The following is a 25,863-nucleotide window of genomic DNA, read 5'->3' as shown; positions in this document are numbered from 1 at the left end:
GCATGCTAGCCGCCCTTCGGGCGTCCGGCTTATAGTGCACGTCGCGCCAGTCCAGCCAAATCGCAGGATCACAGCTTGACCAATGTCACTCCGCCAGCCTCTGTGAGCAGCACCCCACCGGCGCCCGGCTCGCCCCTGCGCGGGACATTGAAGGGTGCGCTGGCCACCCTCGTGCTGTTATTGCTCGCGTTGCTGTTCTGGCAACTGCTCGATCAATTGCGTGAAACGCAGAAGAATCAGCGCCAGTACACCATCGACTACACCGCCGACCTCGCCGCCCAGGTCAGCCTGAACATGGCGCTGAATGCGCAAATCGCCCTCAATCTGCTACCGATCGTCGAACAACCGCAAACCGCCGACGAACAGCAGATACTCCTGCGCAAGTTGCAGCGTTCGCTGCCGGATCTGCGCAGCATGGCCCTGCTTTCTCCCTCCGGCCGCATCATCAGCGACAGCGCCACCGACAGTTCCGACGCCGATTACCTGACCGAACTGGTGCGTCGCAGTCGCGCTCAGGCGCATTATTTCAGCAATGCCGATGACGGCTCGGTGGTGCACCTGCTGTTGCATCAGGCCAGCGGCAGCAGTCGCGGTTACTGGGCCTTGCGCCTGACGCCAACCTTCTTCGACTCGCTGACCAAACAGGACGCCACCGCCCTGCGCCCGTTGTGGCTGGTGGAAAACCGCCTCAATCACCAGATCATCAGCCGCGAAGCGGGGCTGCCCTCGGCCAAGGCTGGCGGGCTGACGCCTGACGATGTCGCCAACACCGTGCTGACCGTGCCGCTGAGCAGCAGCGACTGGCAACTGCGCGGGCTGTTCGACCGCCAGCGCGTACTGGAAGAATTGCTGCCGGCGTTCATCGGCAAATGCCTGCTCGGCCTGGCGTTCTCGATGTTGCCGGTGATCGCCCTGTTGAACATGCGTCGGCGCCAGCGCCAGGTGCATGAAGGCCGGCGGCGTTATCAGGATATTTTCGAAGGCACCGGCGTGGCCTTGTGCGTGCTTGACCTGTCCGGCCTCAAGCAGATGTTCGACAAGGCGCAGATCCAGACCAGCGACCAGCTCAAGGCCTGGCTCGACCAACCGCAGCAGCGCCAGCAGTTGCTCGCGGAAATGCGCGTCACCGAGGTCAATCAGGTCGCCCTGCAACTGCTCGATGTGCATTCCTGCGACGATGCCTGGCAACTGCTGATCGATGGCCAGCGCCATCCGCAGTGCGCGATCGGTCAGCAGATCCTCGACGCCGTCCTGCAGCAGCAGAAACAGCTGGAACTGGAAATCAAACTGCCCAACAGCAATGGTCGCGACCAGCACCTGTGGATGGTCCTGCGCCTGCCGAGCGAGCAGCACGACTATAAAGCGGTGATCCTCAGCATCAACGACATCACCAGCCGCAAGCTGATCGAGCTGTCGTTGCTGGAGCGCGAAGGCTTCTGGTCGGACGTGGTGCGCACCGTGCCGGATCATCTGTATGTGCAGGACGTGATCAGCCAGCGGATGATTTTCAGCAACCACCACCTCGGCCAGACCCTGGGGTACAACCGCACTGAACTGCATCAGATGGGCGAATACTTCTGGGAAATCCTTCTGCATCCGGAAGACGCCGACTATTACCATCGCTCGCGGCAGTTGCAGCGTCACGCCGGTTACAGCCAGTTGTTGCAATGCCAATTGCGCTTCCGCCATCGCGACGGCAAGTGGCGGCGCTTCGACATCCGTGAACAGGCGCTGGCGCGGGACAAGCATGATCAGGTCACGCGGATCATCGGCGTCGCCAAGGACATCACCGAACAGATTGAGGCGAGCGAATCGCTGCGTGACAGCGAGCAGCGCTACCGCATGCTCGCCGAAAGCATCAGCGACGTGATTTTCTCCACCGACAGCAAGCTCTCGCTGAACTACGTCAGCCCGTCGGTGCAGGCCGTGCTTGGCTACAACGCCGAATGGATCTTCCAGAACGGCTGGCAATCGATCATCGCCAATCCCGGGCAACTGAACGGCATTCATGTGCTGATGGACCGCGTCAGCAAGGCGCTGGACAAGCCCGAGCAACTGGCATTGCTGCGCAGTCAGGTGCAAACGCAACTGTTCCTCTTCGATTGCCTGCGTGCCGATGGCCGCAAGATTCCGATCGAACTGCGCCTGGTGCTGGTGTGGGACGAACACGGCGCGTTCGAAGGCGTGCTCGGCGTCGGCCGCGATATCAGCCAGCAGCGCCGCGCGGAAAAAGATTTGCGCATGGCCGCCACGGTATTCGAGCACTCTACCTCGGCGATCCTGATCACCGACCCGGCCGGTTATATCGTTCAGGCCAACGAAGCGTTCAGTCGGGTCAGCGGCTACAGCGTCGGCGAAGTGCTCGACCAGTTGCCGAACATGCTCACCGTCGACGAGCAGCAGGACGCGCACCTGCGCTACGTGCTCAAGCAGTTGCACGAGCACAGCACCTGGGAAGGCGAAGTATGGATGAAGCGCCGTAACGGCGAACATTACCCGGCGTGGGTCGGCATTACTGCCGTGCTCGACGACGAGGGCGACCTGGCCAGTTACGTGTGTTTCTTCAGCGACATCAGCGAGCGCAAGGCCAGCGAGCAGCGCATCCACCGCCTCGCCTATTACGACGCCCTCACCCACCTGCCGAACCGCACGCTGTTCCAGGACCGTCTGCACACCGCGCTGCAAGCGGCCGAACGGCAGAAGTCGTGGGTGGTGCTGATGTTCCTCGACCTCGACCGTTTCAAACCGATCAACGACTCCTTGGGCCACGCCGCCGGCGACCGCATGCTCAAGGACATGGCCACGCGCCTGCTGGCCTGCGTCGATGACGATGACACCGTGGCGCGCATGGGCGGCGACGAATTCACCTTGCTGCTGCAGCATCGCTCCAACCGCGAACTGGCGCTGAACCGGGCAATTCATGTCGCTGAGCAGATTCTCGCCAGTCTGGTGCGGCCGTTCGTGCTCGAGGGCCGCGAGTTCTTCGTCACCGCCAGTATCGGCATCGCCCTGAGTCCGCAGGACGGCAACGAACTCAGCCAGTTGATGAAGAACGCCGACACGGCGATGTACCACGCCAAGGAACGCGGCAAGAACAACTTCCAGTTCTATCAGGCCGACATGAACGCCAGTGCGCTGGAGCGTCTGGAACTGGAAAGCGATCTGCGCCATGCGCTGGAGCAGAACGAATTCGTCCTGTATTACCAGCCGCAGTTCAGTGGCGACGGCAAGCGCCTGACCGGCGCCGAAGCGCTGCTGCGCTGGCGCCATCCGCGACGCGGGCTGGTGCCGCCGGGTGATTTCATTCCGGTGCTGGAAGAGCTCGGCCTGGTGGTGGACGTTGGCGACTGGGTCATCAGCGAGGCCTGTCGACAGCTGAAAACCTGGCACCAGCAACGGGTGCGGGTGCCGAAGGTGTCGGTGAACATTTCCGCACGGCAGTTCTCCGACGGCCAGTTGGGCACCCGAATCGCGACGATCCTGCGCGAAACCGGCCTGCCACCGGCGTGTCTGGAGCTGGAACTGACCGAAAGTATCCTGATGCGCGAAGTCAGCGAGGCGATGCAGATTCTTGCCGGGCTGAAGAACCTCGGCCTGAGCATCGCAGTCGATGACTTCGGCACCGGTTATTCATCGCTCAACTACCTCAAGCAATTCCCGATCGACGTGCTGAAGATCGACCGTACTTTCGTCGACGGCCTGCCGTCCGGCGAACAGGACGCGCAGATCGCCCGGGCGATCATCGCCATGGCCCACAGCCTGAACCTGGCGGTGATCGCCGAGGGCGTGGAAACCCACGAGCAACTGGACTTCCTGCGTGAGCATGGTTGCGATGAGGTGCAGGGCTATCTGTTCGGCCGGCCGATGCCGGCGGGACGGTTTGAAGCGCAGTTCTGTAACGATGCGCTGTTCATGTTCGACTGAACATCTGCGGCGCGCCCTTCGCGAGCAGGCTCGCTCCCACAGGGGAATGCATTGCAGCAGGGGAATGCATCTCAAATGTGGGAGCGAGCCTGCTCGCGAAGGGGCCGGCAAAAGCACCGCACATCTGTCATGAACGCCACTTGTCTGCGACATGACGTCGTTTCATATGTCATCCAAAAGCGGTTGGGTTAGAATGCCCCCCTTTTCTGCCCCCGATCCTTGAGGACCGCCATGTTCAGCCGTGATTTGACTATTGCCAAGTACGACGCCGACCTTTTTGCCGCCATGGAGCAAGAAGCTCAGCGTCAGGAAGAACACATTGAGCTGATCGCTTCGGAAAACTACACCAGCCCAGCGGTGATGGAAGCTCAAGGCTCGGTCCTGACCAACAAGTACGCCGAAGGCTATCCGGGCAAGCGTTACTACGGTGGTTGCGAATACGTTGACGTGGTTGAACAACTGGCCATCGACCGTGCCAAGGAACTGTTCGGTGCTGATTACGCCAACGTTCAGCCGCACGCCGGTTCCCAAGCCAACGCCGCTGTTTACCTGGCTCTGCTGCAAGGTGGCGACACCATTCTGGGCATGAGCCTGGCCCATGGCGGTCACCTGACCCACGGCGCCAGCGTTTCCTCCTCGGGCAAGCTGTACAACGCCGTTCAATACGGTATCGATGCCAACGGCCTGATCGACTACGACGAAGTCGAGCGTCTGGCGGTCGAGCACAAGCCGAAAATGATCGTTGCCGGTTTCTCGGCCTACTCGCAGATCCTCGACTTCCCGCGCTTCCGCGAGATCGCTGACAAGGTTGGCGCCTACCTGTTCGTCGACATGGCTCACGTCGCCGGTCTGGTTGCCGCTGGTGTCTACCCGAACCCGGTACCGTTCGCCGACGTCGTGACCACCACCACGCACAAGACCCTGCGCGGTCCACGTGGCGGTCTGATCCTGGCCAAAGCGAACGCCGAGATCGAGAAGAAGCTCAACTCCGCAGTGTTCCCGGGCGCCCAGGGTGGCCCGCTGGAGCACGTGATCGCGGCCAAGGCGATCTGCTTCAAGGAAGCGCTGCAGCCTGAGTTCAAGGCTTACCAGCAACAAGTGGTGAAGAACGCCAAGGCCATGGCCGAAGTGTTCATCGCGCGCGGTTTCGACGTGGTATCGGGCGGTACTGAAAACCACCTGTTCCTGCTGTCGCTGATCAAGCAGGACATCTCCGGCAAAGACGCCGACGCCGCTCTGGGCAAAGCGTTCATCACCGTGAACAAGAACTCCGTGCCGAACGATCCACGCTCGCCGTTCGTCACCTCCGGCCTGCGCTTCGGTACTCCGGCTGTGACCACTCGCGGTTTCAAAGAGGCTGAGTGCAAAGAGCTCGCCGGCTGGATCTGCGACATCCTGGCTGACCTGAACAACGAAGCTGTAATCGACGCCGTTCGTGAAAAAGTCAAAGCCATCTGCAAGAAACTGCCGGTATACGGCGCTTAATGCGACGTTAAACCTGCAGCATGAAAAACCGGCCAAGTGATTGGCCGGTTTTTTTTCGCCTGCAATTCACCTGTAGGAGCTGCCGAAGGCTGCGATCTTTTTATCTGGATTTTAAAAACAAGATCAAAAGATCGCAGCCTTCAGCAGCTCCTACGCGGCTTTGGCCGCTGGTCAGACCGGTCATGCCAATTTCATGTTTCCCCCTTGTAATCAGGAAAAACCCAAGCCTAGACTGCGCCTGCACTGGACATACCGGTAAGACCACAATAATTAAGTCCTGCATCCGCTGCGCAACGCGTGCGGCAGCCAGGACACCGACCCAGGATTCCTCCCATGCTCAGATGGTGCTCGCGTTCAATCTTCCTTCAAGTGGTTCTCGGACTGATGCTCGGCATCGTCTGCGGGCTGACCCTTCCTGAATACTCCGCTCAGCTCAAACCGCTCGGCGATGGCTTCATCAAACTGATCAAGATGCTGATTGGCCTGATCGTGTTCTGCGTGGTGGTCAGCGGCATCAGCGGCGCGGGCGATCTGAAGAAGGTCGGGCGCATTGGCCTCAAATCGGTGATCTACTTTGAAGTGCTGACCACCATCGCTCTGGTGATCGGCCTGGTGTTCGCCTTCAGCACCGGCATTGGCAGCGGCGCGAACATTCATCTGGAGCAACTCTCCAGCGCCGACATGGGCGACCTCGCCGAGCGTGGCCAGCACATGCACACCACCACACAATTCCTGATGGACCTGATCCCGACCTCGGTGATCGGTGCCTTCGCTGACAACAATATTCTGCAGGTGCTGCTGTTCTCGGTGCTGTTCGGCAGTGCGCTGAATCTGGTTGGCGAAGCCGCTTCGGGAATCTCGCGACTGATCAACGAACTCAGCCACGTGATCTTCCGCATCATGGGCATGATCGTGCGTCTGGCGCCGATCGGCGTATTCGGCGCCATCGCCTTCACCACCAGCAAATACGGTCTCGACTCGCTGCAGCACCTGGGCAGTCTGGTCGGTCTGTTCTACCTGACCTGCGTCGCCTTCGTCGCGCTGATCCTCGGTCTGGTGATGCGCGTCTCCGGCCTGCGCATGTGGCCGCTGCTCAAGTACCTGCGGGAAGAACTGCTGATCGTCATGGGCACTGCCTCTTCCGACGCCGTGCTGCCGCAGATCATGCGCAAGCTCGAACACCTCGGTATCGGCAGCTCGACGGTCGGTCTGGTGATCCCGACCGGGTACTCGTTCAACCTCGACGGTTTCTCGATTTACCTGACCCTGGCCATCGTGTTCATCGCCAATGCCACCGGCACACCGCTGGCGATGACCGATTTGCTGACGATTCTGCTGGTTTCGCTGATCACCTCCAAAGGCGCCCACGGCATTCCCGGTTCGGCGCTGGTGATTCTCGCGGCAACGCTGACGGCGATTCCGGCGATTCCCGTGGTCGGCCTGGTGCTGGTGTTGGCCGTGGACTGGTTCATGGGCATCGGCCGCGCGCTGACCAATCTGATCGGCAACTGCGTCGCCACCGTGGCCATCGCCCGCTGGGAAAAGGACATCGACGTACAGCGAGCGAACAAGGTGCTCAACGGCGAACAGGGCTATAACTTTCAACCGCGAAAAACCGTCGCTCCGGCGGCGGCCAAAGAATTCTGAATGAGTGCCGTGCCTGCCAATGCGCAGGCACGGCGCAGGGAGCCAATACGTGATTACAACTTCAACCGTCGTCAATTCAGTGGTGGAAAAACTCCGCGCCGCGTTGGCCCGAGGCCAGTGGCGCTCCGGCGACATGCTGCCGGGCCAGCGTGAACTGGCCGAACAGCTGGGCATCAGCCGGCCGAGCCTGCGCGAAGCGGTGATCGTGCTGGAAACACTCGGCCTGGTGCGCTCGATGCCGGGCAAAGGCGTGGTCGTCCTCGATGCGCAACTCAGCGACAGCCAGAGCCACGACAGCGCAGTCGCCGGGGCGAGCCTGGAAGATGTGCTGCAACTGCGCTACACCCTCGAGCCGTTCATTGTCGGGCTGGTTGCGCAATCGATCAGCAGCAAGGAAGTCGGCCAATTGCGCCTGACCCTGATGGACATGCGCGAAGCCCTCGAGGCCGGTGACAGTGAAGCCGGGGTCAGCGCCTACATCGCTTTCCACGAAGAACTGTTCACGCTGACTTCGAACCCGATTTTCCAGAGCGTGGTGCAGCAGACCAGCAATGCCCTCAAGCAAAGCGCCGAAGTGTTGCGCAATTCCCCGGAACATCTGGCCGAACGTCTGGAAGAAAACGAAGCGGTGGTCCGCGCGATCCGCAGCAAGAACAGCGCTCAGGCCAGCGCCGAAATGCGTCGGCACATTCTGCGCGAAGGCCAGCGCATGGGCGTTGAGCTGAACATCCCGGACGACAACCTGCCCACCTGATTTGCCAGGAGAACGGCCATGAACAGTTTTGCTTCAGCCTCGCATGCCGATTCGACCGCCCTGCCCGTCTCTCGCCTCGGCACGCCGACGGAGGATCTGTATCCGCGACTGTTCGACGCGATTCTCGAGCAGCGTATCGATGAAGACAGCCGGTTCACCGAGGAGAGTCTGCAAGCGATGTTCGGCGCCGGCCGCGCCGATGTACGACGGGTGCTGACGCAGTTGTCCCATGAGCAGATCGTGGTATTGCGCGCCAATCATCGACCACGAGTGGCTGCGCCTGATCGGGAGCTGATCCGGCAGACTTTGCATGCGCGACGGTTGGCTGAGAACACGTTGGTGGGGTTGGCGTGTCAGCGTCCGCAGCCAGACGATTTGAAATGCTTGCGCACGTTGATAGAGCGCGAGAAGCGCGCCGTCGAGCAGGATCGGCGCGGGGCGGCGATTCGGTTATCGGGGGAGTTTCATTTGCAGTTGGCACGGATGGCGGGGAATGTGCCGTTGGCGCATTTTCTGCGCAGTCTGGTGCCGTTGACCTCGTTGGCGATTGCGCGGAGTCGGTGCCCGACGCGCAGCTGTTGCGCGTGGCAGGAGCATTTGGCGTTGGTTGAGGTTGTGGAGCGAGGTGATGCTGCCAAGGCAGAGGGGCTGATGAATCGGCATCTGGATCATCTTGAGCAGACACTGCTCGCTCCAGATCTTGAGCATTGTGCTGTCGGTTAGACCGCCTTCGCGAGCAGGCTCGCTCCCACAGTGGATTGCATTCCTTCTGACAGAATGCGTTCTACTGTGGGAGCGAGCCTGCTCGCGAAGAGGCCCGTTGAGCTATTGAAATTATCAGGCTTGTTGCGCTGCAACCCTGGCAAACCCCGCCCGAATCTTCTCTTCCGGCAAGTCATCGGCGATAAACACGATCACACTCTCCCGCGCCTCGCCCTCGGCCCATTCAGTGTCCCAGTCGAAACCATAGAGTTTCAGCACACCCTGAAACACCAGGCGCCGATCTTCGCCAGCAATATTCAGCACGCCTTTGTAACGCAGCAATTGCTTGCCATGCTCTTCCAGCAACTCGTTCATGAAATCGCTGAGCTGATCGATATCCAGCGCCTGATCGGTGCGCAGCACCAGGCTGGAGATGCGATCGATCGACGGTGCCTTGCTCACCGGACGCAGGCTCAAACCACCGCCCAGATCAGCATTGAGGTTGAAGCCGCGCACATCCAGCAGTTCGGCCAGATCGATGTTGCCATGCTCGACCACACGGATTGGTGCGCGGCGGTTGATTCGGGTGAGGCGTTCGCTCAGCGCGGTGAACGTCGCCTCATCGACCAGGTCGGTCTTGCTCACCAGCAAGCGATCGGCGAAACCGATCTGCGCCTGGGCAATGGTCTGGGTCAGGTGCACGTCGGCGTGAGCGGCGTCGACCAGGGTGATGATGCCGTCGAGCAGGTAACGCTCGCGCAGCTCTTCGTCGATGAAGAACGTCTGCGCCACCGGTGCCGGATCGGCGAGACCGGTGCACTCGATCACCAGACGATCGAAGGCAATTTCGCCGCTGTCCAGGCGCTCGAGCAGCAAGTACAGCGCCTTGGTCAGATCGGTGTGAATGGTGCAGCAGACGCAGCCGTTGGCCAGGGTCATGACCTGCACCGGCTCGTCACCCAGCAACTGAGTGTCGATGCCGGCGTCGCTGAATTCGTTTTCGATCACGGCGATTTTCAGGCCGTGCTCGGCTTTCAATAAATGACGCAGCAAAGTGGTCTTGCCGGCGCCGAGGAAACCGCTGAGGACCGTTACCGGAATGGGAGAAGACAAAACCCGATCTCCTGAAAAGAACACAAAAACAAATGTGGGAGCGAGCCTGCTCGCGAAAGCGGTGTGTCAGTCAAATCCTTCATCAACTGACACTCCGTATTCGCGAGCAGGCTCGCTCCCACAGGGGATTACCTCAACCGCAGGCTGTCAGCTCAACAGCACTTCGGCCCACCCTTGCCACCGTAACGGGCTTCCTGACGCTCGCGAAAGAACATCTCGTAGCTCATCACCGGTTTGTCCGGGTGTTTGGTTTGCATATGCTCGACGTAGGTGTCGTAGTCGGGCATGCCGACCATCAGGCGCGCGGCCTGACCGAGGTATTTACCGAGGCGACTCAGGTCATTGAACATGCTGCAATCCTCTGGTTACGCATCCGGCAGGGCCTGGAATGGCGATTCTTTATCCGTACGCTCTTTCTTGCCCCAGGCGGCGATGCCGACCTTGAGCGCATAGAACAGGATGCTGAACACCACGAACAGGAACAGCGCGGTGAGTGTGGCGTTGGTGTAGGCGTTGAAGATCACGTGCTGCATCTGCTCGACGCTCTTCGCCGGTGCCAGCACCTGACCGTTGGCCAGCGCATCGCTGTACTTCTTGGCCAGGGACAGGAAGCCGATCGCCGGGTTGGCGTCGAACAGCTTGATGAAACCAGCAGTGGTAGTGCAGATCAACAGCCAGGTGGCCGGCAACAGGGTGACCCAGATGTAGCGCTGGCGCTTCATCTTGATCAGGACCACGGTGCCGAGCATCAGCGCGATACCGGCGAGCATCTGGTTGGAGATACCGAACAGTGGCCACAGAGTGTTGATGCCGCCCAGTGGATCGATCACGCCCTGATACAGCAACCAGCCCCACATCGCCACACAACCGGCGGTGGCGATCAGGTTGGCGGTCCACGATTCGGTGCGCTTCAGCGCCGGTACGAAGGAGCCGAGCAGATCCTGCAGCATGAAACGCCCGGCACGGGTACCGGCGTCCACAGCGGTGAGGATGAACAGCGCTTCGAACAGGATCGCGAAGTGGTACCAGAACGCCATGGTGTTTTCACCCGGCAGGACACTGTGCAGGATCTGCGCGATACCGACCGCCAGGGTCGGCGCACCGCCAGCACGGGCCAGAATGGTGGTTTCACCGATGTCGTGGGCCACGGCTTGCAGCGCTTCCGGCGTGATCGCGAAGCCCCAGCTGGTGACCATTTGCGCTACTGACGCGGCATCACTGCCGACCACAGCGGCCGGGCTGTTCATGGCGAAGTACACGCCTGGCTCGATCACCGAAGCGGCAACCATGGCCATGATCGCCACGAACGATTCCATCAGCATGCCGCCGTAACCGATGTAGCGGGCGTTGGTTTCGTTATCCAGCAGCTTCGGCGTGGTGCCCGACGAGATCAGCGCGTGGAAACCCGATACCGCGCCGCAAGCGATGGTGATGAACAGGAACGGGAACAGACCGCCCTTCCACACCGGGCCGGTGCCGTCGACGAACTGGGTCAGCGCCGGCATTTTCAGCTCGGGCATGGTCACCAGAATACCGATCGCCAGGGCGACGATGGTGCCGATCTTGAGGAAGGTCGACAGATAGTCACGCGGCGCCAGAATCAGCCAGACCGGCAGCGACGCGGCGACAAAACCGTAACCGACCAGCATCCAGGTAATCTGCACACCGGTGAAAGTGAAGGCTTTGGCCCATACCGGATCGGCAGCAATCTGCCCGCCCAGCCAGATCGAGCCGAGCAGCAGCAACACACCGACCACGGAGATCTCGCCGATGCGGCCCGGGCGGATGTAGCGCATGTAGATGCCCATGAACATCGCGATCGGGATGGTCGCCATCACGGTGAAGATGCCCCACGGGCTCTCGGCGAGGGCCTTGACCACGATCAGCGCCAGCACCGCGAGGATGATGATCATGATCAGGAAGCAGCCGAACAGTGCGATGGTCCCGGGAATCCGGCCCATCTCTTCACGCACCATGTCGCCCAGGGAACGGCCGTTGCGTCGGGTCGACATGAACAGGACCATGAAGTCCTGCACCGCGCCCGCCAGCACCACACCGGCAATCAGCCAGAGTGTGCCGGGCAGATACCCCATCTGCGCCGCCAGCACCGGACCGACCAGCGGCCCCGCGCCAGCGATGGCCGCGAAGTGGTGACCGAAAAGAATGTGTTTGTTGGTCGGCACATAGTCCAGACCATCGTTGTTGAGCACGGCGGGGGTGGCCCGACGCGGATCCAGTTGCATCACGTTGTTGGCGATGAACAGACTGTAGTAACGGTACGCAACCAGATAAATGGCCACGGCAGCGACCACAATCCACAAGGCGTTGATCGCCTCGCCGCGGCGCAATGCCACTACGCCCAGGGCGCACGCTCCTACGATTGCCAGCACGAGCCAGGGTAAGTGGCGCAGCAGGCTATTATTATTTTTCATTTTATTATTCCAGCCAGGGTGGACAAGAAAGACAGCCACCCCGAGTTTAGCGCTTACGGCGCCAAAGGCCATACCCCGACATAGGTCTAGACGCTTGAGCGATTGGCTGGCGCCCGCATTCGCGGTCTATAGTCAGCGAACCTTCATGAGGATTGCGCCATGAGCGAGCACCCCGCCAATCGACGTCGTTTCAAACGTATTGCGTTCGATGCCCGAACCGAGCTGAAACAGGGCGAGTACATCTGGCCGGTCAAGTTGATCGACCTGTCGCTCAAGGGCCTGCTGATCGAGCGACCGGAGCCGTGGCTTGGGGATAAAGAGCAGGACTTCCTAGTCGACATTCATTTGAGCGAAGACGTCGATATCGAAATGGACGTGCATCTGGCCCACGAGGAAAACGGCCACTTGGGGTTCATCTGCCGGCACATCAGCCTGGAATCGATCCAGCGCCTGCGCCGCTTGATCGAACTGAATCTGGCGGATGAGGCCGAGCTGGAGCGCGAACTGGGTGCGCTGATCGAAATCTAGCGCCACCCCCAACCCCGAATTGGAATGCCCTGTGGTGAGGGGGATCTATGTGGTGAAGGGACTTATGTGGCGAGGGGATTTATCCCCGTTGGGCTGCGCAGCAGACCCGTTTTTTTCAGGGCCGCTACGCGCCCCAACGGGGATAAATCCCCTCACCACAGAGGTTCGGCGTTCACTCAAACAGTGCGTCAAGTGCTTGTTCAAGGCGGGTCACGGCAATGATCTGCAACCCCGCCGGCGATTCCTTCGGAGCATTACCCTTCGGCACGATGGCGCGTTTGAAACCGTGCTTGGCCGCTTCTTTCAGCCGCTCCTGCCCGCTTGGCACCGGGCGCACCTCGCCGGACAGGCCGACTTCGCCGAACACCAGCAGATCATGCGGTAACGGCCGATTGCGCAAACTCGACATCACCGCCGCCATCAACGCCAGATCCGACGCTGTCTCCAGCACCTTCACGCCACCGACCACGTTGAGGAACACGTCCTGATCGTGGGTCGGAATCCCGCCGTGGCGGTGCAGCACCGCGAGCAACATCGCCAGACGGTTCTGATCCAGCCCCAGCGTCACCCGACGCGGGTTGGCCAGATGGCTGTCATCGACCAGCGCCTGCACTTCCACCAGCATCGGTCGGGTGCCTTCCCACGTCGCCATGACCACACTGCCCGGGACTTCTTCCTGAGCGCGGGTAAGAAAAATCGCCGATGGGTTGGAGACTTCTTTCAGGCCCTTGTCGGTCATGCCGAACACGCCCAATTCGTTGACCGCGCCAAAACGGTTCTTCACCGCACGCAGCAGACGCAGACGACCATCGGATTCACCTTCGAAATACAGCACGGTATCGACCATGTGTTCCAGAACACGCGGACCGGCCAAGGCGCCCTCTTTGGTGACGTGGCCGACGAGGAAGATCGCCGTGCCGCTCTGCTTGGCGTATCGCACCAGCAGCGCCGCACTTTCACGCACCTGCGACACGCCGCCCGGCGCCGATTGCAGCTGTTCGGTGAAGATGGTCTGGATCGAGTCGATCACCATGACCTTGGGCTTTTCCTGGCGAGCGGTGGCGATGATGGTTTCGATGCAGGTTTCGGTCATCACCCGCAGTTGATCCTGCGGCAGGCCGAGACGGCGGGCGCGCATCGCCACCTGCTGCTGGGATTCCTCACCAGTGACGTACAGCGCCGGCATGCTTTTGGCCAGATTGCACAGGGTTTGCAACAGAATGGTCGATTTGCCGATCCCCGGATCACCGCCGATCAGCACCACCGAGCCATCGACCAGACCACCGCCGAGCACGCGGTCGAGCTCACCGGAGGCGGTGGAAAAACGTGGAATCTCTTCGATGCTGACTTCGGCGAGCGTCTTGATCTGCGCCTGCTGGCCAGCCCAACCGGTGCGCCCGGTAGGTGCCGTGGCGCCGCCGCTTTCGATCATGGTTTCAGTCAGAGTGTTCCAGGCACCGCACTCGCCGCACTGCCCCGCCCACTTGGGAAAGGTTGCGCCGCACTCGGTGCAGCCGTACATGCGCTTGGCCTTGGCCATCAGAACCCCCGGAACAAAAGACGCGATGATAACGCAGCCACCGCCGATCAGCGCGGCGCAGCAGTACGGATTTCGCCGCTGGCCAGACGCGCGGCACTGTTGCCCAGCGGATCCTCGGCATTGAGGTCGGCGCCTCTGGCTTTCAACGCATCAAGCAATTCCAGACGCTTGAACAGCCCGGCGTACATCGCCGCTGTCTGTCCGGCGCCATTACGCTGGTCGGGGCTGCAATCGCTGGCCATCAGTCGCCGGGCGATCTGCAGCTCGCCTTTGAATATCGCGCCCATCAGCGCCGTGTTACCGCGTTGATCCTGAGCGCAGGCATCTGCGCCAGCGGCGAGCAGGCGTTCAACCGCCGGCGCCTGACCGTGATAGGCCGCCAGAATCAGCGCGGTGTAACCCTTGCTGTCGCGGGTATCGAGGGAATAGCCAGATTCGATAAAGGTCTCGAGCATCGGCACATCACCCCGGCGGGCGGCGTCGAAGTAGTAATCCTGCAACTGCGCCTTGATCGCCTCGGGGCTCTGCTCGACCGGTGCCGCCCACGCGGTGAAAGACAGCGACGCAGTCAACCAAAAAAGAAAAATACGCATCAGGCTCTCTCCTTCAACGCACGCGAGGCCGCACTGGCCCTCGCGTGCGCCGCATCGCTATCAGTCGGTCAGTTTCGCCGCCAATGCTTTCACGCGGTTGAGGTCGCCCTTGGCCACTTCGGTCACACCGCTGCCGTACTCAGGGTCGGCCTTGTACAGGAACGACAGGATGATGTGCTTGCTCTCGTCATCAGTGGTGGCCAGCGAGCCGCCGAAGCTGTCGATCAGGTCGCGGCGTTCCTGCTTGCTGTACGAGCGATACAGATCACCGGCCTGCTTGAAGTTCTGCTCACGCTGGATCTTCGCCTGCTGCGTGCTGCCCGACAGCGCCGACTGGCTGTAACGCGCCGCTGGCGTTTCTTCACGCGGTTGCAGGCGGCTTGGCTGGTAGTTGACGCCGGACTGGCTGGCGCCGAAATTCATCGCACCATCCTGATTGCCATTGTTCACTGCGGTTTTCGGTGCGTTGATCGGCAATTGCAAAGCGTTGGCGCCGAGGCGATACATCTGCGTATCGGCGTAAGAGAACACTCGGCCCTGCAACAAACGGTCTTCCGAAGGTTCGATACCCGGAACTACGTTGGCTGGAGCCATGGCAACTTGTTCGGTTTCCTGGAAGACATTGGCCGGATTACGGTTCAGGACCATTTGTCCAACTTTGCGCTCGGCAATACCCGGCCAGATCTTGGTTGCATCCAATGGATCGAAATCAAACTTGGACAAATCCTGTGGCTTGAGAACTTGCACGTACAAGTCCCACTTCGGAAAGTTGCCCTTGTTGATATTACTGACCAAGTCGTTGGTCATATGACTGTAATCCTGACCCTGAACTTCGCTGACTTGTTTTGGCGTGAGATTCTTGATGCCTTGAAGACTCTTCCAGTGAAACTTCACATAGTGAACTTCATTCTTCGCATTGATCAGCTTATAGGCATGAACACCATTGCCATCCATCTCCCGATAACTGGCCGGAGTGCCGTAGTTGGAATACAACTCGGTCAGCGTGCGGGTGGCTTCCGGTACATGGGAGAAGAAATCGAACCGGCGCGAATCGTCATCGAGGTTGGTGCGCGGATCGGGCTTGAAGGCGTGCACCATGTCCGGGAATTTGATCGCATCGCGGATGAAGAAGGTCGGGAAATTGTTGCCGACCAGATCCCAATTGCCGTCAGCAGTGTAGAACTTGGTGGCGAAACCGCGCGGGTCACGCAGGGTTTCCGGGGAATGGTTGCCATGCACCACCGCCGAGAAACGCACGAATACCGGCGTGCTCTGGCCTGCGGCGAACACCTTGGCCTTGCTCAGGTCGCTGAGGTCATCGGTCACGGTGAAGGTGCCGTGAGCGCCGGTGCCGCGTGCGTGTACGACGCGCTCGGGGATGCGTTCACGATCGAAGCGCTGCAGCTTCTGGATCAGTTGCACATCCTGCAGCAGCACCGGGCCGTTGGCGCCGGCAGTTTGCGAGTTCTGATTGTCACCGACTGCCGAGCCGTTATCGCGGGTCAGCGGAGCGGCGTTGACCGAAAAGGTCAGCAGCCCGGCAGTCAGTACGCCGAAGGTGCGGCGGAAGGGAAAAGCCCCCAGTCCAGGAGTGGATGTCATATCAGGTTCCTCTGGTTTTATTGGGCGCATCCAGGTGCGCCACACCAAGGCTAGAGGCCTGTGCCGCAGAACATAAATAGAAAGAACGTAACACCATGATTGAAGAAATTGGCTTTCCCGTCAGCGGGTTAGCGCGTATTCCGCGCGCGATTGCTGGCAATTTGCAAACTAATCGTCAATCGATGTGTCGATAAAAACGGGCATTGTAAGAAGGTGTTTCGCGCAGGAGGCGTTTCGCTGATTTACACTGCCAACACCAAACTCATCTGTAACAAGGAAATAACTATGGGCGTGCTTAGCGAGTTCAAGGCCTTCGCGGTCAAAGGCAATGTGGTCGACATGGCCGTCGGTATCATCATCGGCGCGGCGTTTGGCAAAATCGTTTCGTCGTTTGTCGGCGACGTGATCATGCCGCCGATTGGCCTGTTGATCGGTGGGGTGGACTTCAGTGATCTGGCTGTCACGCTCAAAGCAGCCCAGGGCGATGCGCCCGCAGTGGTGCTGGCTTACGGCAAATTCCTGCAGACGGTGCTGGATTTCGTGATTGTCGCTTTCGCGATTTTCATGGGTGTCAAAGCCATCAACCGCCTCAAGCGCGAAGAAGCCGTAGCACCGACCGCACCGCCGATCCCGAGCAAGGAAGAGCAACTGCTGGGCGAAATTCGCGACCTGCTCAAGGCGCAGAACGAGCGGCCCTGAGGCATTCGGTAGTCATCAAAACGGCACCCGCGGGTGCCGTTTTCGTTACCAGTAATTTTCCACCGCAACCTGCCCCGGCTTGCGCGTCAGGCTCAGGCGCATGTCGCGCTGCTTGAGCAAGGCGCGGGTGTCGTCGATCATCTGCGGGTTGCCGCACAACATCACACGCGAATGCTCTGGCGAGAGCTCAACGCCGGCCGCACGTTCCAGCTCGCCGTTTTCAATCAGCGTAGTAATCCGGCCCCGCAGCGCGCCTGGATGCGCTTCGCGGGTCACAGTGGGGATGAATTGCAGCTTGTGGGCGTATTCGCTCAGATAGTCCCGTTGCGCCAACCCGGCGATCAACTCCTGATAAGCCAGCTCCCGCGCCTCCCGCACGCTGTAAACCAGAATGATTCGCTCGAATTTCTCCCAGACCTCGAAGTCCTGCAGGATCGACAGAAACGGTGCCACCCCGGTGCCGGTGGACAGTAACCACAGGTCTCGGCCATCGACAAAGCGATCCAGCGTCAGGTAGCCGAACGCCTGGCGTTCTACCATCAAGCTGTCGCCGACCTGGAGCCGGCTCAGCTCACTGGTGAATTCGCCGCCCGGCACGACGATGGAAAAGAACTCGAGAAACTCGTCGAACGGCGACGACACCATCGAATAGGCGCGCCAGACCGTGCTCCCATCGGCCTTGGTGACGCCCAGTCGGGCGAACTGGCCGGCACGAAAGCGAAAGCCTGGGTCGCGGCTGGTGCGCAGCGTGAACAGGTTCGCCGTCAACGGTTGCACATCGAGCAAGGTCTGGGTGGTGTACTTCTCGGCACTGGCAGTCATGAGGCACTCCTTGAAACGATTGCCTACAGTGTCCCGCAAAACCGCGCTGCCAAACACCTGCCAACGGTAATGATATTGACAGAATCAGCGCTGCACATTTGATGTGATGTCAATTTTAGATCTAGAGTAATAACTTTAAGATGGCAGTTAAAATATAACAGCGCGTATTGCTAAGAACACTTTATAAAAAACATCAAAGTTTCAATCTCGAAAAAATGTAAGGCGTTTCGCAGGAAAGATCCTACACTTCGATTCGTGCCGGATCTTTTGGATCCATTCCGCACCCCGATATCAAGATACAGAGGCAAAGTTCATGGAAACGTGGAAGGAATCACAATTGAAACAACTGACATTTGCCAAAGGCATTGAAGCGGCATACCCGATACTGCTGAGATTTGCCGAGAATCTGGGCTTTAACTACTGTGCAATAGCAGTGACGTCCCCTCATCGTGATGTCCATCTGAATGCCTTGCAAATCAATAACTATCCGAAAGAATGGAACATTCAGTACAACAAAGAGAACTTCCGCAATATTGATCCGGTAATAGCGCATTGCAATCACTCAATATTACCCATCGTCTGGGAAGAAAGAGTCTTCAACGATGCACCCGAGTTGTGGCAGGCGTTGAAACAGAATGGGCTGCAGCATGGCTGGTCGCAGGCCTTTCATGACGAAACCAGCGGTTTGTGCAGCATCATCAGTCTGGCGCGCACCCACTGCCCGATCAGCCCGCTCGAACTGTATGAGCATTACGGTTATCTGTTTTTTGCCAACCGACACTTCAGTGACCTGTATGCCCGCACCGTGCCCACACCGGCCAAACCCAGCAAGCCGAGGCTATCGTCCCGGGAGCTGGAGATCATGAAATTGTCCGCCATGGGCAAGACCGCTCACGATATTTCGAGAATCCTCAGCCTGAGCGAACGCACCGTTAACTATCATGTGCAAAACGTCATCGAAAAATTCAACGTCTGCAACAAGATTTCCGCGGTGATTGCCGCCGCTCGTGCCGGGATTATCTGACTGACGAGCGATATCGCACGGTAATCCTGCGAGTATTTACGCGCAAAAAAACGTACCATTCAGGCCTTTCCGAGTGATGACGCAACCTGCTTGCATCGCAGTCCACTCGGTCGGATCCCGTCGCACCATCTGCCGGCAACGGGATATCTGCCGAATATCCTGAGTCCCCGCCCCATGCCCTTGCTCGAAACGCCTTTCGCCCAGCTCGACCTGATCCGCCAGCCTGAACAGCAGAATGAACCGCTGCAAGCGTTCGATGCGGCGGACGAATACCTGCTCAATCATCTCGCCAGCGAACAACCTCAGAGCAGCACCCGCGTGCTGGTGCTCAATGACAGCTTTGGCGCCTTGGCGATCAGCCTGCAGGGCAAGGTCGAGGTGAGCAGCAGCGGCGACTCGTTCCTCGGTTTCGTCGGGCTGGAAAAGAATCTGCTACGCAATGGCCAGGCGTTCGATGCGATTCGTCCGATTCCGGCCAGTGAGCCTTTGGTCGGGCCGTTTGACCGGGTGCTGATCCGAGTTCCCAAGACGCTGGCGCTATTGGAAGAGCAGTTGATCCGCCTGCAAGGGCAACTCGCTCCGGGCGCGCAAGTGATCGCCGCCGCCATGGTCAAGCATCTGCCGCGCGCTGCCGGCGATCTGCTCGAGCGCTACATTGGCCCGGTGCAGGCGTCGCTGGCCGTGAAGAAAGCCCGACTGCTGATCGCCACGCCTGAAAGCAAAGCGCCCGCCACATCGCCCTATCCGACTCGTTATCGTCTCGACGAACCAGCGATCGAATTGCTCAACCACGCCAACGTGTTCTGCCGCGAAGGCCTCGACATCGGCACTCGCGCGTTTCTGCCGCATCTGCCAAAGAACCTTGGCCACGCGCGAGTCGCCGATCTCGGTTGCGGCAACGGTGTTCTGGCAATCGCCAGCGCCTTGCAGAACCCGGATGCGCATTACACGCTGGTCGACGAATCGTTCATGGCGGTGCAATCGGCTGCCGAGAACTGGCGCGCGGCATTGGGCGATCGCGAAGTGATCGTGCGCGCTGGCGATGGTCTGGCCGGGCAGGCGCCGCAGTCGCTGGACGTGGTGCTGTGCAACCCACCCTTCCATCAGCAACAGGTGGTCGGCGATTTCCTCGCCTGGCGCATGTTCCAGCAGGCGCGCGAGGCGCTGGTGGTCGGCGGTGCGCTGTACATTGTCGGCAATCGGCATCTGGGCTATCACAGCAAACTGGCGCGCTTGTTTCGTGGCGTCGAGCAAGTGGCGGCCACGCCGAAATTCGTCATCCTCAAAGCGCGCAAATAAATCTGCGGCATAAAAAAACCCTCCGTGAGGAGGGTCGCAAGTCCATACCCGAAGGCGCCGGGACGGGATATTTCAGTGGGTGGTCAAACCCGCGGCATTCATGAACATGCGCATCAGGCTGGCGGCGATGAACAACACGCCGACACTGCCAACCCAGATCAGGGCCAACCAGCCGAGCCGCTGCCACAGCGGCTTTTTTTCGGCTTCTTCAATGTCGTGCAGGGAATGTTTGCCGGTCATTGCATCGATCTCCGTTAAGCCAAGGCGTCACTGCGGACGCCTTCGCGAGCAGGCTCGCTCCCACAGGGCAAGCCCAGCAATTGGATTAGTGATAACCATCTTCGTGGGTAACCTTGCCGCGGAACACGTAGTAGCTCCAGAAGGTATAACCCAGGATGAACGGAATGATGAACAGCGTGCCGACCAGCATGAAGCCCTGACTTTGCGGCGGCGCGGCGGCGTCCCAGATCGAGATCGACGGCGGCACGATGTTCGGCCACAGGCTGATGCCCAAGCCACTGTAGCCGAGGAAGATCAGCACCAGGGTCAGCAGGAACGGCGTGTAGTTGGCGTTACGTGCCACCGCGCGGATCAGGCCGTACAAAGTGACCAGCACCAGAATCGGCACCGGCATGAACCAGAACAGATTCGGCATGCTGAACCAGCGTGAGGCAATTTCCGGATGCGACAGGGGTGTCCACAGGCTGACGATACCAATTACCGCCAGCAGGACGAACGCCAGCGGCCGCGCCAGATCATGCATTTGTTCCTGCAATTTGCCTTCGGTTTTCATGATCAGCCAGGTGCAGCCGAGCAAGGCATAGGCCACCACCAGCGCCGCGCCGCAGAACAGCGTGAACGGTGTCAGCCAGTCCAGTGAACCTCCAGCGAACTGGCGATTGACCACCGGCAGACCATCGATGAACGCTCCCAGCGCCACGCCCTGAAAGAACGTCGCCGCGATCGAACCACCGATGAATGCCTTGTCCCACAGGTGACGTTTTTCATCCTTGGCCTTGAAGCGGAACTCGAAGGCCACACCGCGAAAGATCAGGCCCATGAGCATGAAGATCAGCGGCAGGTACAGCGCCGACAACACCACCGAATAGGCCAGCGGGAAGGCGCCGAACAACGCCGCCCCGCCCAGCACCAGCCAGGTTTCGTTGCCGTCCCATACGGGGGCGACCGTATTCATCATCACGTCGCGATCGGTCTTGCCGGGCACGAACGGGAAGAGAATGCCGATGCCCAGGTCGAAGCCGTCCATGACCACGTACATCATGATGCCGAAGATGATGATCACGGCCCAGATCAGCGGAAGATCGATACCCATGAGTCAAATCTCCTTGGTCAAGCGAGTGTTGTCTTCGTGCTCGCCCTCGGCCGGATCATCGGCTGCGGACAACGGACGCGCCGGGGTGCGTTTCTTGCCTGGACCACCGTCCGGCGTTTCACTGCCTTCGCTGATCTTCGGCCCTTTGCGCACCAGGCGCATCATGTAGCCGAGCCCGGCGCCGAACAGCGCGAAATACACCACTACGAACATGATCAGGGTGATGCTCATCTGCATGAAGCTGTGGTTGGACGAAGCATCTGCGGTGCGCATCAGGCCATAGACCACCCACGGTTGACGGCCGATTTCCGTGGTGAACCAACCGGCAAGAATTGCGATCAGGCCGGACGGCCCCATCCACAACGCCAGATGCAGGAACGGCCGCGAGGTATACAGCGAGTCACGCTTGCGCAGCCACAGACTCCACAAACCGGTGAAGATCATCAGGAAACCGAGGCCGACCATGATCCGGAACGACCAGAACACGATGGTCGAATTCGGCCGGTCTTCCGGTGGGAATTCCTTCAGCGCCGGTACTTGTTTATCCAGCGAGTGGGTGAGGATCATGCTGCCGAGGTAGGGAATCTCCACAGCGAACTTGGTGCGCTCTTCTTTCATGTCCGGCCAGCCGAACAGGATCAGCGGCGTCGCTTCGTCGCCATGGTTTTCCCAGTGACCCTCGATCGCAGCGATTTTTGCCGGCTGATGCTTGAGCGTATTGAGGCCGTGGAAGTCGCCGATCACCGCTTGAATCGGCGCGACGATCAATGCCATCCACATGGCCATCGACAGCATGGTGCGGATCGCCGGGTTGTCCCTGCCGCGCAGCAGGTGCCAGGCCGCTGACGAGCCGACGAAGAAGGCCGTGGCGACGAACGCGGCCGTGGCCATGTGCATCAGCCGGTAAGGGAATGACGGGTTGAAGATGATTGCCAGCCAGTCGGTGGGGATGACCTGACCGTTGACGATTTCAAAGCCTTGCGGGGTCTGCATCCAGCTGTTGGAGGCGAGAATCCAGAAGGTCGAAATCAGCGTGCCGATCGCTACCATCACCGTCGAGAAGAAGTGCAGGCCGCGCCCGACCTTGTTCCAGCCGAACAGCATGACGCCAAGGAAACCGGCCTCAAGGAAGAACGCGGTGAGCACTTCATAGGTCAGCAACGGCCCGGTGACGGCACCGGCGAAGTCGGAAAAACGACTCCAGTTGGTGCCGAACTGATAAGCCATCACCAGCCCGGAAACCACGCCCATGCCGAAGTTGACGGCAAAAATCTTCGACCAGAAATGGTAGAGATCGCGGTAGGTGTCGTTGCGGGTCTTCAGCCACAAGCCTTCGAGCACCGCCAGGTAACTCGCCAGGCCAATGGTGATGGCCGGGAACAGAATGTGGAACGAGATGGTAAACGCGAACTGAATTCGGGCGAGATCCAGAGCCTCTAAACCGAACATATGGCTTCCTCTGTCAGGTAATACGGGTAGCTGGCCCGGAGGCCTGCACCACTGCCCCCACGGATATGGAGTGCGGCGAATTCGGATTCGTTCTTTTTTTGCAACCATCGCAACGCAGGGAGTCTGGCCAAATGGCCGCCAGATCAGTTCCGGTCGGGGTCTTGATCTGGATCAAGCAACGTTGAAAGAGTAGTCCCATTTTTGCCAATGAACTGCGTGGTGGTTTGCCGCGTGACAAGTTGCCTCACTCCCCTGTGGCGAGGGGATTTATCCCCGTTCGGCTGCGCAGCAGTCGTCGCTTCCAGATTTTGGGGCCGCTGCGCGACCCAACGGGGATAAATCCCCTCACCACAGGGTTGATTGTCAGCATGAAAGATCGATGTCTGGCTAACTGAATTGTTTCTCGTAGCAACTTCCTGTTACAGACTGGTGATAATCTCGCCGTTCACTCGCCCAAGACTGCCTTCAGATGCCCATTCAAGAGCCCCTGCTGCTACGTCACCATCGTCCATTCATGGCCTTTTGGCTGGCGCGGATTTTCACCGCCAGCGGTTTCCAGATGCTCACCGTGGCGATCGGCTGGAATCTGTATCAACTGACCGGCAACGTGCTGGATCTGGGCCTGGTCGGTCTGGTCGAATTCGCCCCGCGCGTGCTGTTCATGCTGCACACCGGGCACGTTGCCGATCGCTATGATCGGCGCAAGGTCGCCGCGCTTTGCCAGTCGTTGCAGGCACTGATTGCCTTGGCGCTGGCTATCGGCAGCGCCACCGATCACGTCACCCGCGAGATGATTTTCATCCTCGCCTTCCTGCTCGGCGCCGCCCGTTCGTTCGAGATGCCGACGACTCAGGCGCTGCTGCCGAGCATCGTCCCCAGTGCGCTTTTCCCCCGTGCAGTTGCCGCCGCGCAATCGGCGCAGCAGTCGGCCACTATCGTCGCTCCGGCTCTTGGCGGTTTGCTCTATGCGTTCGGCAGCGTCTGGGTCTACGGCCCGACCGTGCTGCTGTACGTGATCGCCTGCGCGCTGATGCTCAACCTGCCGGCACGCCAGACGCCATTGAATAAAGGCAAAGCCACGCTGGACTCGCTGTTGGCAGGGATTCGCTTCATCCGCAGCCGCCCGGACATCCTCGGAGCGATCTCGCTGGACCTGTTCGCCGTGTTGCTCGGTGGCGCCACGGCGTTGCTGCCGGTATTCGCCAAGGACATTCTGCTGACCGGCCCGTGGGGCCTTGGCCTGTTGCGCTCGGCGCCGGCGGTGGGTGCGTTGCTGATGTCGCTGTTTCTGGCGCGATTTGCCGTGGAACGCAATGTCGGCCGGGTGATGTTCACCGCCGTCGGCATCTTCGGCGTCGCCACCATCGCGTTCGGCCTGTCGACCTCGTTCTGGTTCTCCCTGGCGGTGCTGGTGGTGCTCGGCGCAGCGGACATGATCAGCATGGTCATCCGTGCCTCGTTTGTGCAACTGGAAACCCCCGACGAAATGCGCGGCCGGGTCAGTGCGGTCAACGGCCTGTTCATCGGCGCATCGAACCAGTTGGGCGAATTCGAATCCGGCCTCACCGCCCACTGGTTCGGCACCGTGCCGGCGGTGGTGATGGGCGGGATCGGCACGCTGGTGGTGACGGGGACGTGGATCAAACTGTTTCCGACGTTGGCGAATCGGGATCGGATGCATGTACCGGTGGAAGAGAAGGCCTGAATCCGTCAGGCCATCAACTCCCCCGCCACCCTCGCCCGCAACGCCTTGCCACCAAGTTGCTCGACCAGGGTCAAGGCAAATTCCAGCGCCGCGCCCGAGCCTTGGGCGGTGATGCAGTTGCCGTCGACTACCACCGGTTGATCAACAAACGTACAGCCTGATAGTTGGTGGCTGGCACCGGGCAGGCAGGTCATGCGTCGCTGGCGCAGCACGCCTGATGCTTGCAGCGCGACAGCCGGGGCTTCGCCGATGGCGGCGAACAGTCGGCCGGCACTGGCTTGATCCTTGAGCAATTGCTGCAAGGGCTGATGCGCCGCCAGATGCCGGGAACCGACGGCACCGCCCGGCAGGACAATGAGGTCAAAAGTCTGTGCCAGTACATCGACGAGCATGCCGTCGGCAGTCAGCCGGGTGCCGCGCGCACAGGTCAGCATGCGTCGGCCTTCGATGCTGGCGGCGACCACTTCGATGCCGGCGCGGCGCAGCACGTCGATCAGGGTCACGCTTTGCAAATCGTCGATGCCCTCGGCGAGGGCAATCAGGGCTCTGGAAGTCATGGGCGCTTTCCGCTGGATAGTCAGTCAAGCGTAGTCAGCTTTGTCCCACCCTGTTCGCAGACAGCCGTTACTTGATGTAAAGCTGGGTCGAAAGCGTGTTGCGCGGGGCGTTGATCGAGGTGTTGCTGAAGTTGAAGGTGCCTTCCTGTTTGCCGGCCAGATCGAAGGTATAAAGAGATCCGACGGTTTTGCTGCCAGGCGTGCATTCGGTGAGGTTGCCATTATCGAAGGCGCACACCGGACCTTTGGTGCCGTTGACCTCGAAGCCATCCAGAGTCACGTGTGGCTGGTTCTGGCCATAGCCGACTTCCAGCACGAAGACTTTGATATTCGGCCCGCTGTGATTGCATTGGGTTTGCGGCTGGTTATCGGCAATATCTTCCAGGCCGCAGGACGGTGACTGCACTTTGATCACCTTCACCTCGGTGAGCGGCGGCGCCGATGCCGCGAACGCCGGAGCTGTCAGCAGCAGTGCTGCAATCCATCCGAAAATCCTGATCCAACCGTTGCGCATGCCTGCCCACTCCAAAAAATCAGCGCGCAGTATGGCGCAGTTGTCGGCTGCGCAAAACTTCGCCGACGATCGACACCAACATCCGCCAAATTCCTCACGCGGCTGGTATGATGCGCGGCTTTTTCCGGCCCACGACAATTT

General features: G+C 60.0%; 22 protein-coding genes. 10 read left to right on the top strand and 12 right to left on the bottom strand.

Going from position 1 to position 25,863, the window contains the following annotated elements; genetic code table 11:
• The first annotated feature begins 75 nt into the window (after positions 1-75).
• The 5 genes from morA (at position 76) to J2Y39_RS24280 (ending at position 8,533) form a co-directional block, all read left to right on the top strand.
• Positions 76-3,924, top strand: a complete 3,849-nt coding sequence (morA, locus tag J2Y39_RS24300) for a cyclic di-GMP receptor MorA (protein WP_150742263.1) — start codon at positions 76-78, stop codon at positions 3,922-3,924.
• A gap of 231 nt (positions 3,925-4,155) precedes the next feature.
• The gene (gene glyA, locus J2Y39_RS24295) at positions 4,156-5,409 is read left to right on the top strand and encodes a serine hydroxymethyltransferase (protein WP_041477786.1); all 1,254 of its coding nucleotides are present in this window, start codon (positions 4,156-4,158) and stop codon (positions 5,407-5,409) included.
• A gap of 333 nt (positions 5,410-5,742) precedes the next feature.
• Positions 5,743-7,056: a C4-dicarboxylate transporter DctA gene (locus J2Y39_RS24290; RefSeq protein WP_056790521.1), complete on the top strand. Its 1,314-nt coding sequence runs from the start codon at positions 5,743-5,745 to the stop codon at positions 7,054-7,056.
• 49 nt (positions 7,057-7,105) lie between these two features.
• Positions 7,106-7,810, top strand: a complete 705-nt coding sequence (locus J2Y39_RS24285; protein WP_016773102.1) for a FadR/GntR family transcriptional regulator — start codon at positions 7,106-7,108, stop codon at positions 7,808-7,810.
• A gap of 18 nt (positions 7,811-7,828) precedes the next feature.
• Entirely contained in the window at positions 7,829-8,533 is a 705-nt protein-coding gene (locus J2Y39_RS24280; protein ID WP_310220162.1) for a GntR family transcriptional regulator, read from the top strand.
• 114 nt (positions 8,534-8,647) lie between these two features.
• Here the strand turns inward: J2Y39_RS24280 and yjiA are convergent, their stop codons facing one another.
• From yjiA to J2Y39_RS24265, 3 genes are all read right to left on the bottom strand, one after another.
• The gene (yjiA, locus tag J2Y39_RS24275) at positions 8,648-9,625 is read right to left on the bottom strand and encodes a GTPase (protein ID WP_305381562.1); all 978 of its coding nucleotides are present in this window, start codon (positions 9,623-9,625) and stop codon (positions 8,648-8,650) included.
• A 152-nt stretch (positions 9,626-9,777) separates the two neighbouring features.
• Positions 9,778-9,975: a YbdD/YjiX family protein gene (locus J2Y39_RS24270; RefSeq protein WP_003228401.1), complete on the bottom strand. Its 198-nt coding sequence runs from the start codon at positions 9,973-9,975 to the stop codon at positions 9,778-9,780.
• Positions 9,976-9,990: 15 nt separating this feature from the next.
• The gene (locus J2Y39_RS24265) at positions 9,991-12,057 is read right to left on the bottom strand and encodes a carbon starvation CstA family protein (RefSeq protein ID WP_041477781.1); all 2,067 of its coding nucleotides are present in this window, start codon (positions 12,055-12,057) and stop codon (positions 9,991-9,993) included.
• A gap of 159 nt (positions 12,058-12,216) precedes the next feature.
• Between J2Y39_RS24265 and J2Y39_RS24260 the strand changes: the two genes are divergently transcribed.
• Positions 12,217-12,585, top strand: coding sequence for a PilZ domain-containing protein (locus J2Y39_RS24260; RefSeq protein WP_041477779.1), 369 nt, complete (start codon positions 12,217-12,219; stop codon positions 12,583-12,585).
• A gap of 172 nt (positions 12,586-12,757) precedes the next feature.
• Here J2Y39_RS24260 and radA read toward each other — a convergent pair whose 3' ends face one another.
• Genes radA through katB form a run of 3 tightly spaced genes read right to left on the bottom strand, consistent with a single transcriptional unit; the run spans position 12,758 to position 16,320 of the window.
• The gene (radA, locus tag J2Y39_RS24255) at positions 12,758-14,125 is read right to left on the bottom strand and encodes a DNA repair protein RadA (protein WP_095181861.1); all 1,368 of its coding nucleotides are present in this window, start codon (positions 14,123-14,125) and stop codon (positions 12,758-12,760) included.
• Between the two features lie 47 nt (positions 14,126-14,172).
• Positions 14,173-14,718 carry an ankyrin repeat domain-containing protein gene (locus J2Y39_RS24250; protein ID WP_150638460.1) on the bottom strand — a complete coding sequence of 182 codons (546 nt, stop codon included), beginning with the start codon at positions 14,716-14,718 and terminating at the stop codon, positions 14,173-14,175.
• A 60-nt stretch (positions 14,719-14,778) separates the two neighbouring features.
• Positions 14,779-16,320, bottom strand: a complete 1,542-nt coding sequence (gene katB / locus J2Y39_RS24245; protein WP_310220159.1) for a catalase KatB — start codon at positions 16,318-16,320, stop codon at positions 14,779-14,781.
• A 285-nt stretch (positions 16,321-16,605) separates the two neighbouring features.
• Between katB and mscL the strand changes: the two genes are divergently transcribed.
• Positions 16,606-17,019, top strand: coding sequence for a large-conductance mechanosensitive channel protein MscL (mscL, locus tag J2Y39_RS24240; protein WP_024014404.1), 414 nt, complete (start codon positions 16,606-16,608; stop codon positions 17,017-17,019).
• Positions 17,020-17,064: 45 nt separating this feature from the next.
• Here mscL and J2Y39_RS24235 read toward each other — a convergent pair whose 3' ends face one another.
• Positions 17,065-17,841: a ferredoxin--NADP reductase gene (locus J2Y39_RS24235; protein WP_041477773.1), complete on the bottom strand. Its 777-nt coding sequence runs from the start codon at positions 17,839-17,841 to the stop codon at positions 17,065-17,067.
• A gap of 313 nt (positions 17,842-18,154) precedes the next feature.
• On the opposite strand from J2Y39_RS24235, the gene J2Y39_RS24230 reads away from it, so the two are divergent.
• Together J2Y39_RS24230 and J2Y39_RS24225 are read left to right on the top strand one after the other, a co-directional pair.
• Complete coding sequence (locus J2Y39_RS24230; protein WP_041477771.1) at positions 18,155-18,865, top strand: autoinducer binding domain-containing protein; 711 nt, start codon at positions 18,155-18,157, stop codon at positions 18,863-18,865.
• Positions 18,866-19,039: 174 nt separating this feature from the next.
• Positions 19,040-20,164 carry a class I SAM-dependent methyltransferase gene (locus tag J2Y39_RS24225; protein ID WP_236168709.1) on the top strand — a complete coding sequence of 375 codons (1,125 nt, stop codon included), beginning with the start codon at positions 19,040-19,042 and terminating at the stop codon, positions 20,162-20,164.
• 72 nt (positions 20,165-20,236) lie between these two features.
• Here the strand turns inward: J2Y39_RS24225 and J2Y39_RS24220 are convergent, their stop codons facing one another.
• The 3 genes from J2Y39_RS24220 to J2Y39_RS24210 all read right to left on the bottom strand — a co-directional run bounded on the left by J2Y39_RS24220 (position 20,237) and on the right by J2Y39_RS24210 (position 22,946).
• On the bottom strand, positions 20,237-20,404 hold the full coding sequence (locus J2Y39_RS24220) for a DUF2474 domain-containing protein (RefSeq protein WP_016773090.1): 168 nt from the start codon (positions 20,402-20,404) through the stop codon (positions 20,237-20,239).
• 85 nt (positions 20,405-20,489) lie between these two features.
• On the bottom strand, positions 20,490-21,497 hold the full coding sequence (cydB, locus tag J2Y39_RS24215; protein ID WP_016773089.1) for a cytochrome d ubiquinol oxidase subunit II: 1,008 nt from the start codon (positions 21,495-21,497) through the stop codon (positions 20,490-20,492).
• A gap of 3 nt (positions 21,498-21,500) precedes the next feature.
• Positions 21,501-22,946 carry a cytochrome ubiquinol oxidase subunit I gene (locus tag J2Y39_RS24210; RefSeq protein WP_310220156.1) on the bottom strand — a complete coding sequence of 482 codons (1,446 nt, stop codon included), beginning with the start codon at positions 22,944-22,946 and terminating at the stop codon, positions 21,501-21,503.
• A 469-nt stretch (positions 22,947-23,415) separates the two neighbouring features.
• Between J2Y39_RS24210 and J2Y39_RS24205 the strand changes: the two genes are divergently transcribed.
• Positions 23,416-24,651: an MFS transporter gene (locus J2Y39_RS24205; RefSeq protein WP_150638452.1), complete on the top strand. Its 1,236-nt coding sequence runs from the start codon at positions 23,416-23,418 to the stop codon at positions 24,649-24,651.
• 5 nt (positions 24,652-24,656) lie between these two features.
• On the opposite strand, the gene J2Y39_RS24200 is transcribed toward J2Y39_RS24205, so the two are convergent.
• A complete protein-coding gene (locus tag J2Y39_RS24200; protein ID WP_310220153.1) occupies positions 24,657-25,208 on the bottom strand; it encodes a DJ-1 family glyoxalase III in 552 nt (183 codons plus the stop codon).
• Positions 25,209-25,275: 67 nt separating this feature from the next.
• Positions 25,276-25,722: a DUF4879 domain-containing protein gene (locus J2Y39_RS24195; RefSeq protein WP_252868318.1), complete on the bottom strand. Its 447-nt coding sequence runs from the start codon at positions 25,720-25,722 to the stop codon at positions 25,276-25,278.
• Positions 25,723-25,863 lie beyond the last annotated feature (141 nt).

The organism is Pseudomonas sp. 2957 (assembly GCF_031456345.1).
Classification (GTDB): Bacteria; Pseudomonadota; Gammaproteobacteria; order Pseudomonadales; family Pseudomonadaceae; genus Aquipseudomonas; species Aquipseudomonas siliginis.
This window is presented reverse-complemented; position numbering and strand designations above follow the sequence as displayed.

Coding starts and splice junctions, on each gene's coding strand:
- J2Y39_RS24235 (WP_041477773.1), bottom strand. CDS start 17,841: ATGACTGCCAGTGCCGAGAAGTACACCACCCAGACCTTGCTCGATGTG.
- J2Y39_RS24290 (WP_056790521.1), top strand. CDS start 5,743: ATGCTCAGATGGTGCTCGCGTTCAATCTTCCTTCAAGTGGTTCTCGGA.
- J2Y39_RS24200 (WP_310220153.1), bottom strand. CDS start 25,208: ATGACTTCCAGAGCCCTGATTGCCCTCGCCGAGGGCATCGACGATTTG.
- J2Y39_RS24205 (WP_150638452.1), top strand. CDS start 23,416: ATGCCCATTCAAGAGCCCCTGCTGCTACGTCACCATCGTCCATTCATG.
- mscL (WP_024014404.1), top strand. CDS start 16,606: ATGGGCGTGCTTAGCGAGTTCAAGGCCTTCGCGGTCAAAGGCAATGTG.
- radA (WP_095181861.1), bottom strand. CDS start 14,125: ATGGCCAAGGCCAAGCGCATGTACGGCTGCACCGAGTGCGGCGCAACC.
- J2Y39_RS24230 (WP_041477771.1), top strand. CDS start 18,155: ATGGAAACGTGGAAGGAATCACAATTGAAACAACTGACATTTGCCAAA.
- J2Y39_RS24260 (WP_041477779.1), top strand. CDS start 12,217: ATGAGCGAGCACCCCGCCAATCGACGTCGTTTCAAACGTATTGCGTTC.
- J2Y39_RS24195 (WP_252868318.1), bottom strand. CDS start 25,722: ATGCGCAACGGTTGGATCAGGATTTTCGGATGGATTGCAGCACTGCTG.
- J2Y39_RS24225 (WP_236168709.1), top strand. CDS start 19,040: ATGCCCTTGCTCGAAACGCCTTTCGCCCAGCTCGACCTGATCCGCCAG.
- J2Y39_RS24280 (WP_310220162.1), top strand. CDS start 7,829: ATGAACAGTTTTGCTTCAGCCTCGCATGCCGATTCGACCGCCCTGCCC.
- glyA (WP_041477786.1), top strand. CDS start 4,156: ATGTTCAGCCGTGATTTGACTATTGCCAAGTACGACGCCGACCTTTTT.
- J2Y39_RS24210 (WP_310220156.1), bottom strand. CDS start 22,946: ATGTTCGGTTTAGAGGCTCTGGATCTCGCCCGAATTCAGTTCGCGTTT.
- J2Y39_RS24270 (WP_003228401.1), bottom strand. CDS start 9,975: ATGTTCAATGACCTGAGTCGCCTCGGTAAATACCTCGGTCAGGCCGCG.
- katB (WP_310220159.1), bottom strand. CDS start 16,320: ATGACATCCACTCCTGGACTGGGGGCTTTTCCCTTCCGCCGCACCTTC.
- J2Y39_RS24265 (WP_041477781.1), bottom strand. CDS start 12,057: ATGAAAAATAATAATAGCCTGCTGCGCCACTTACCCTGGCTCGTGCTG.
- J2Y39_RS24250 (WP_150638460.1), bottom strand. CDS start 14,718: ATGCGTATTTTTCTTTTTTGGTTGACTGCGTCGCTGTCTTTCACCGCG.
- cydB (WP_016773089.1), bottom strand. CDS start 21,497: ATGGGTATCGATCTTCCGCTGATCTGGGCCGTGATCATCATCTTCGGC.
- J2Y39_RS24220 (WP_016773090.1), bottom strand. CDS start 20,404: ATGACCGGCAAACATTCCCTGCACGACATTGAAGAAGCCGAAAAAAAG.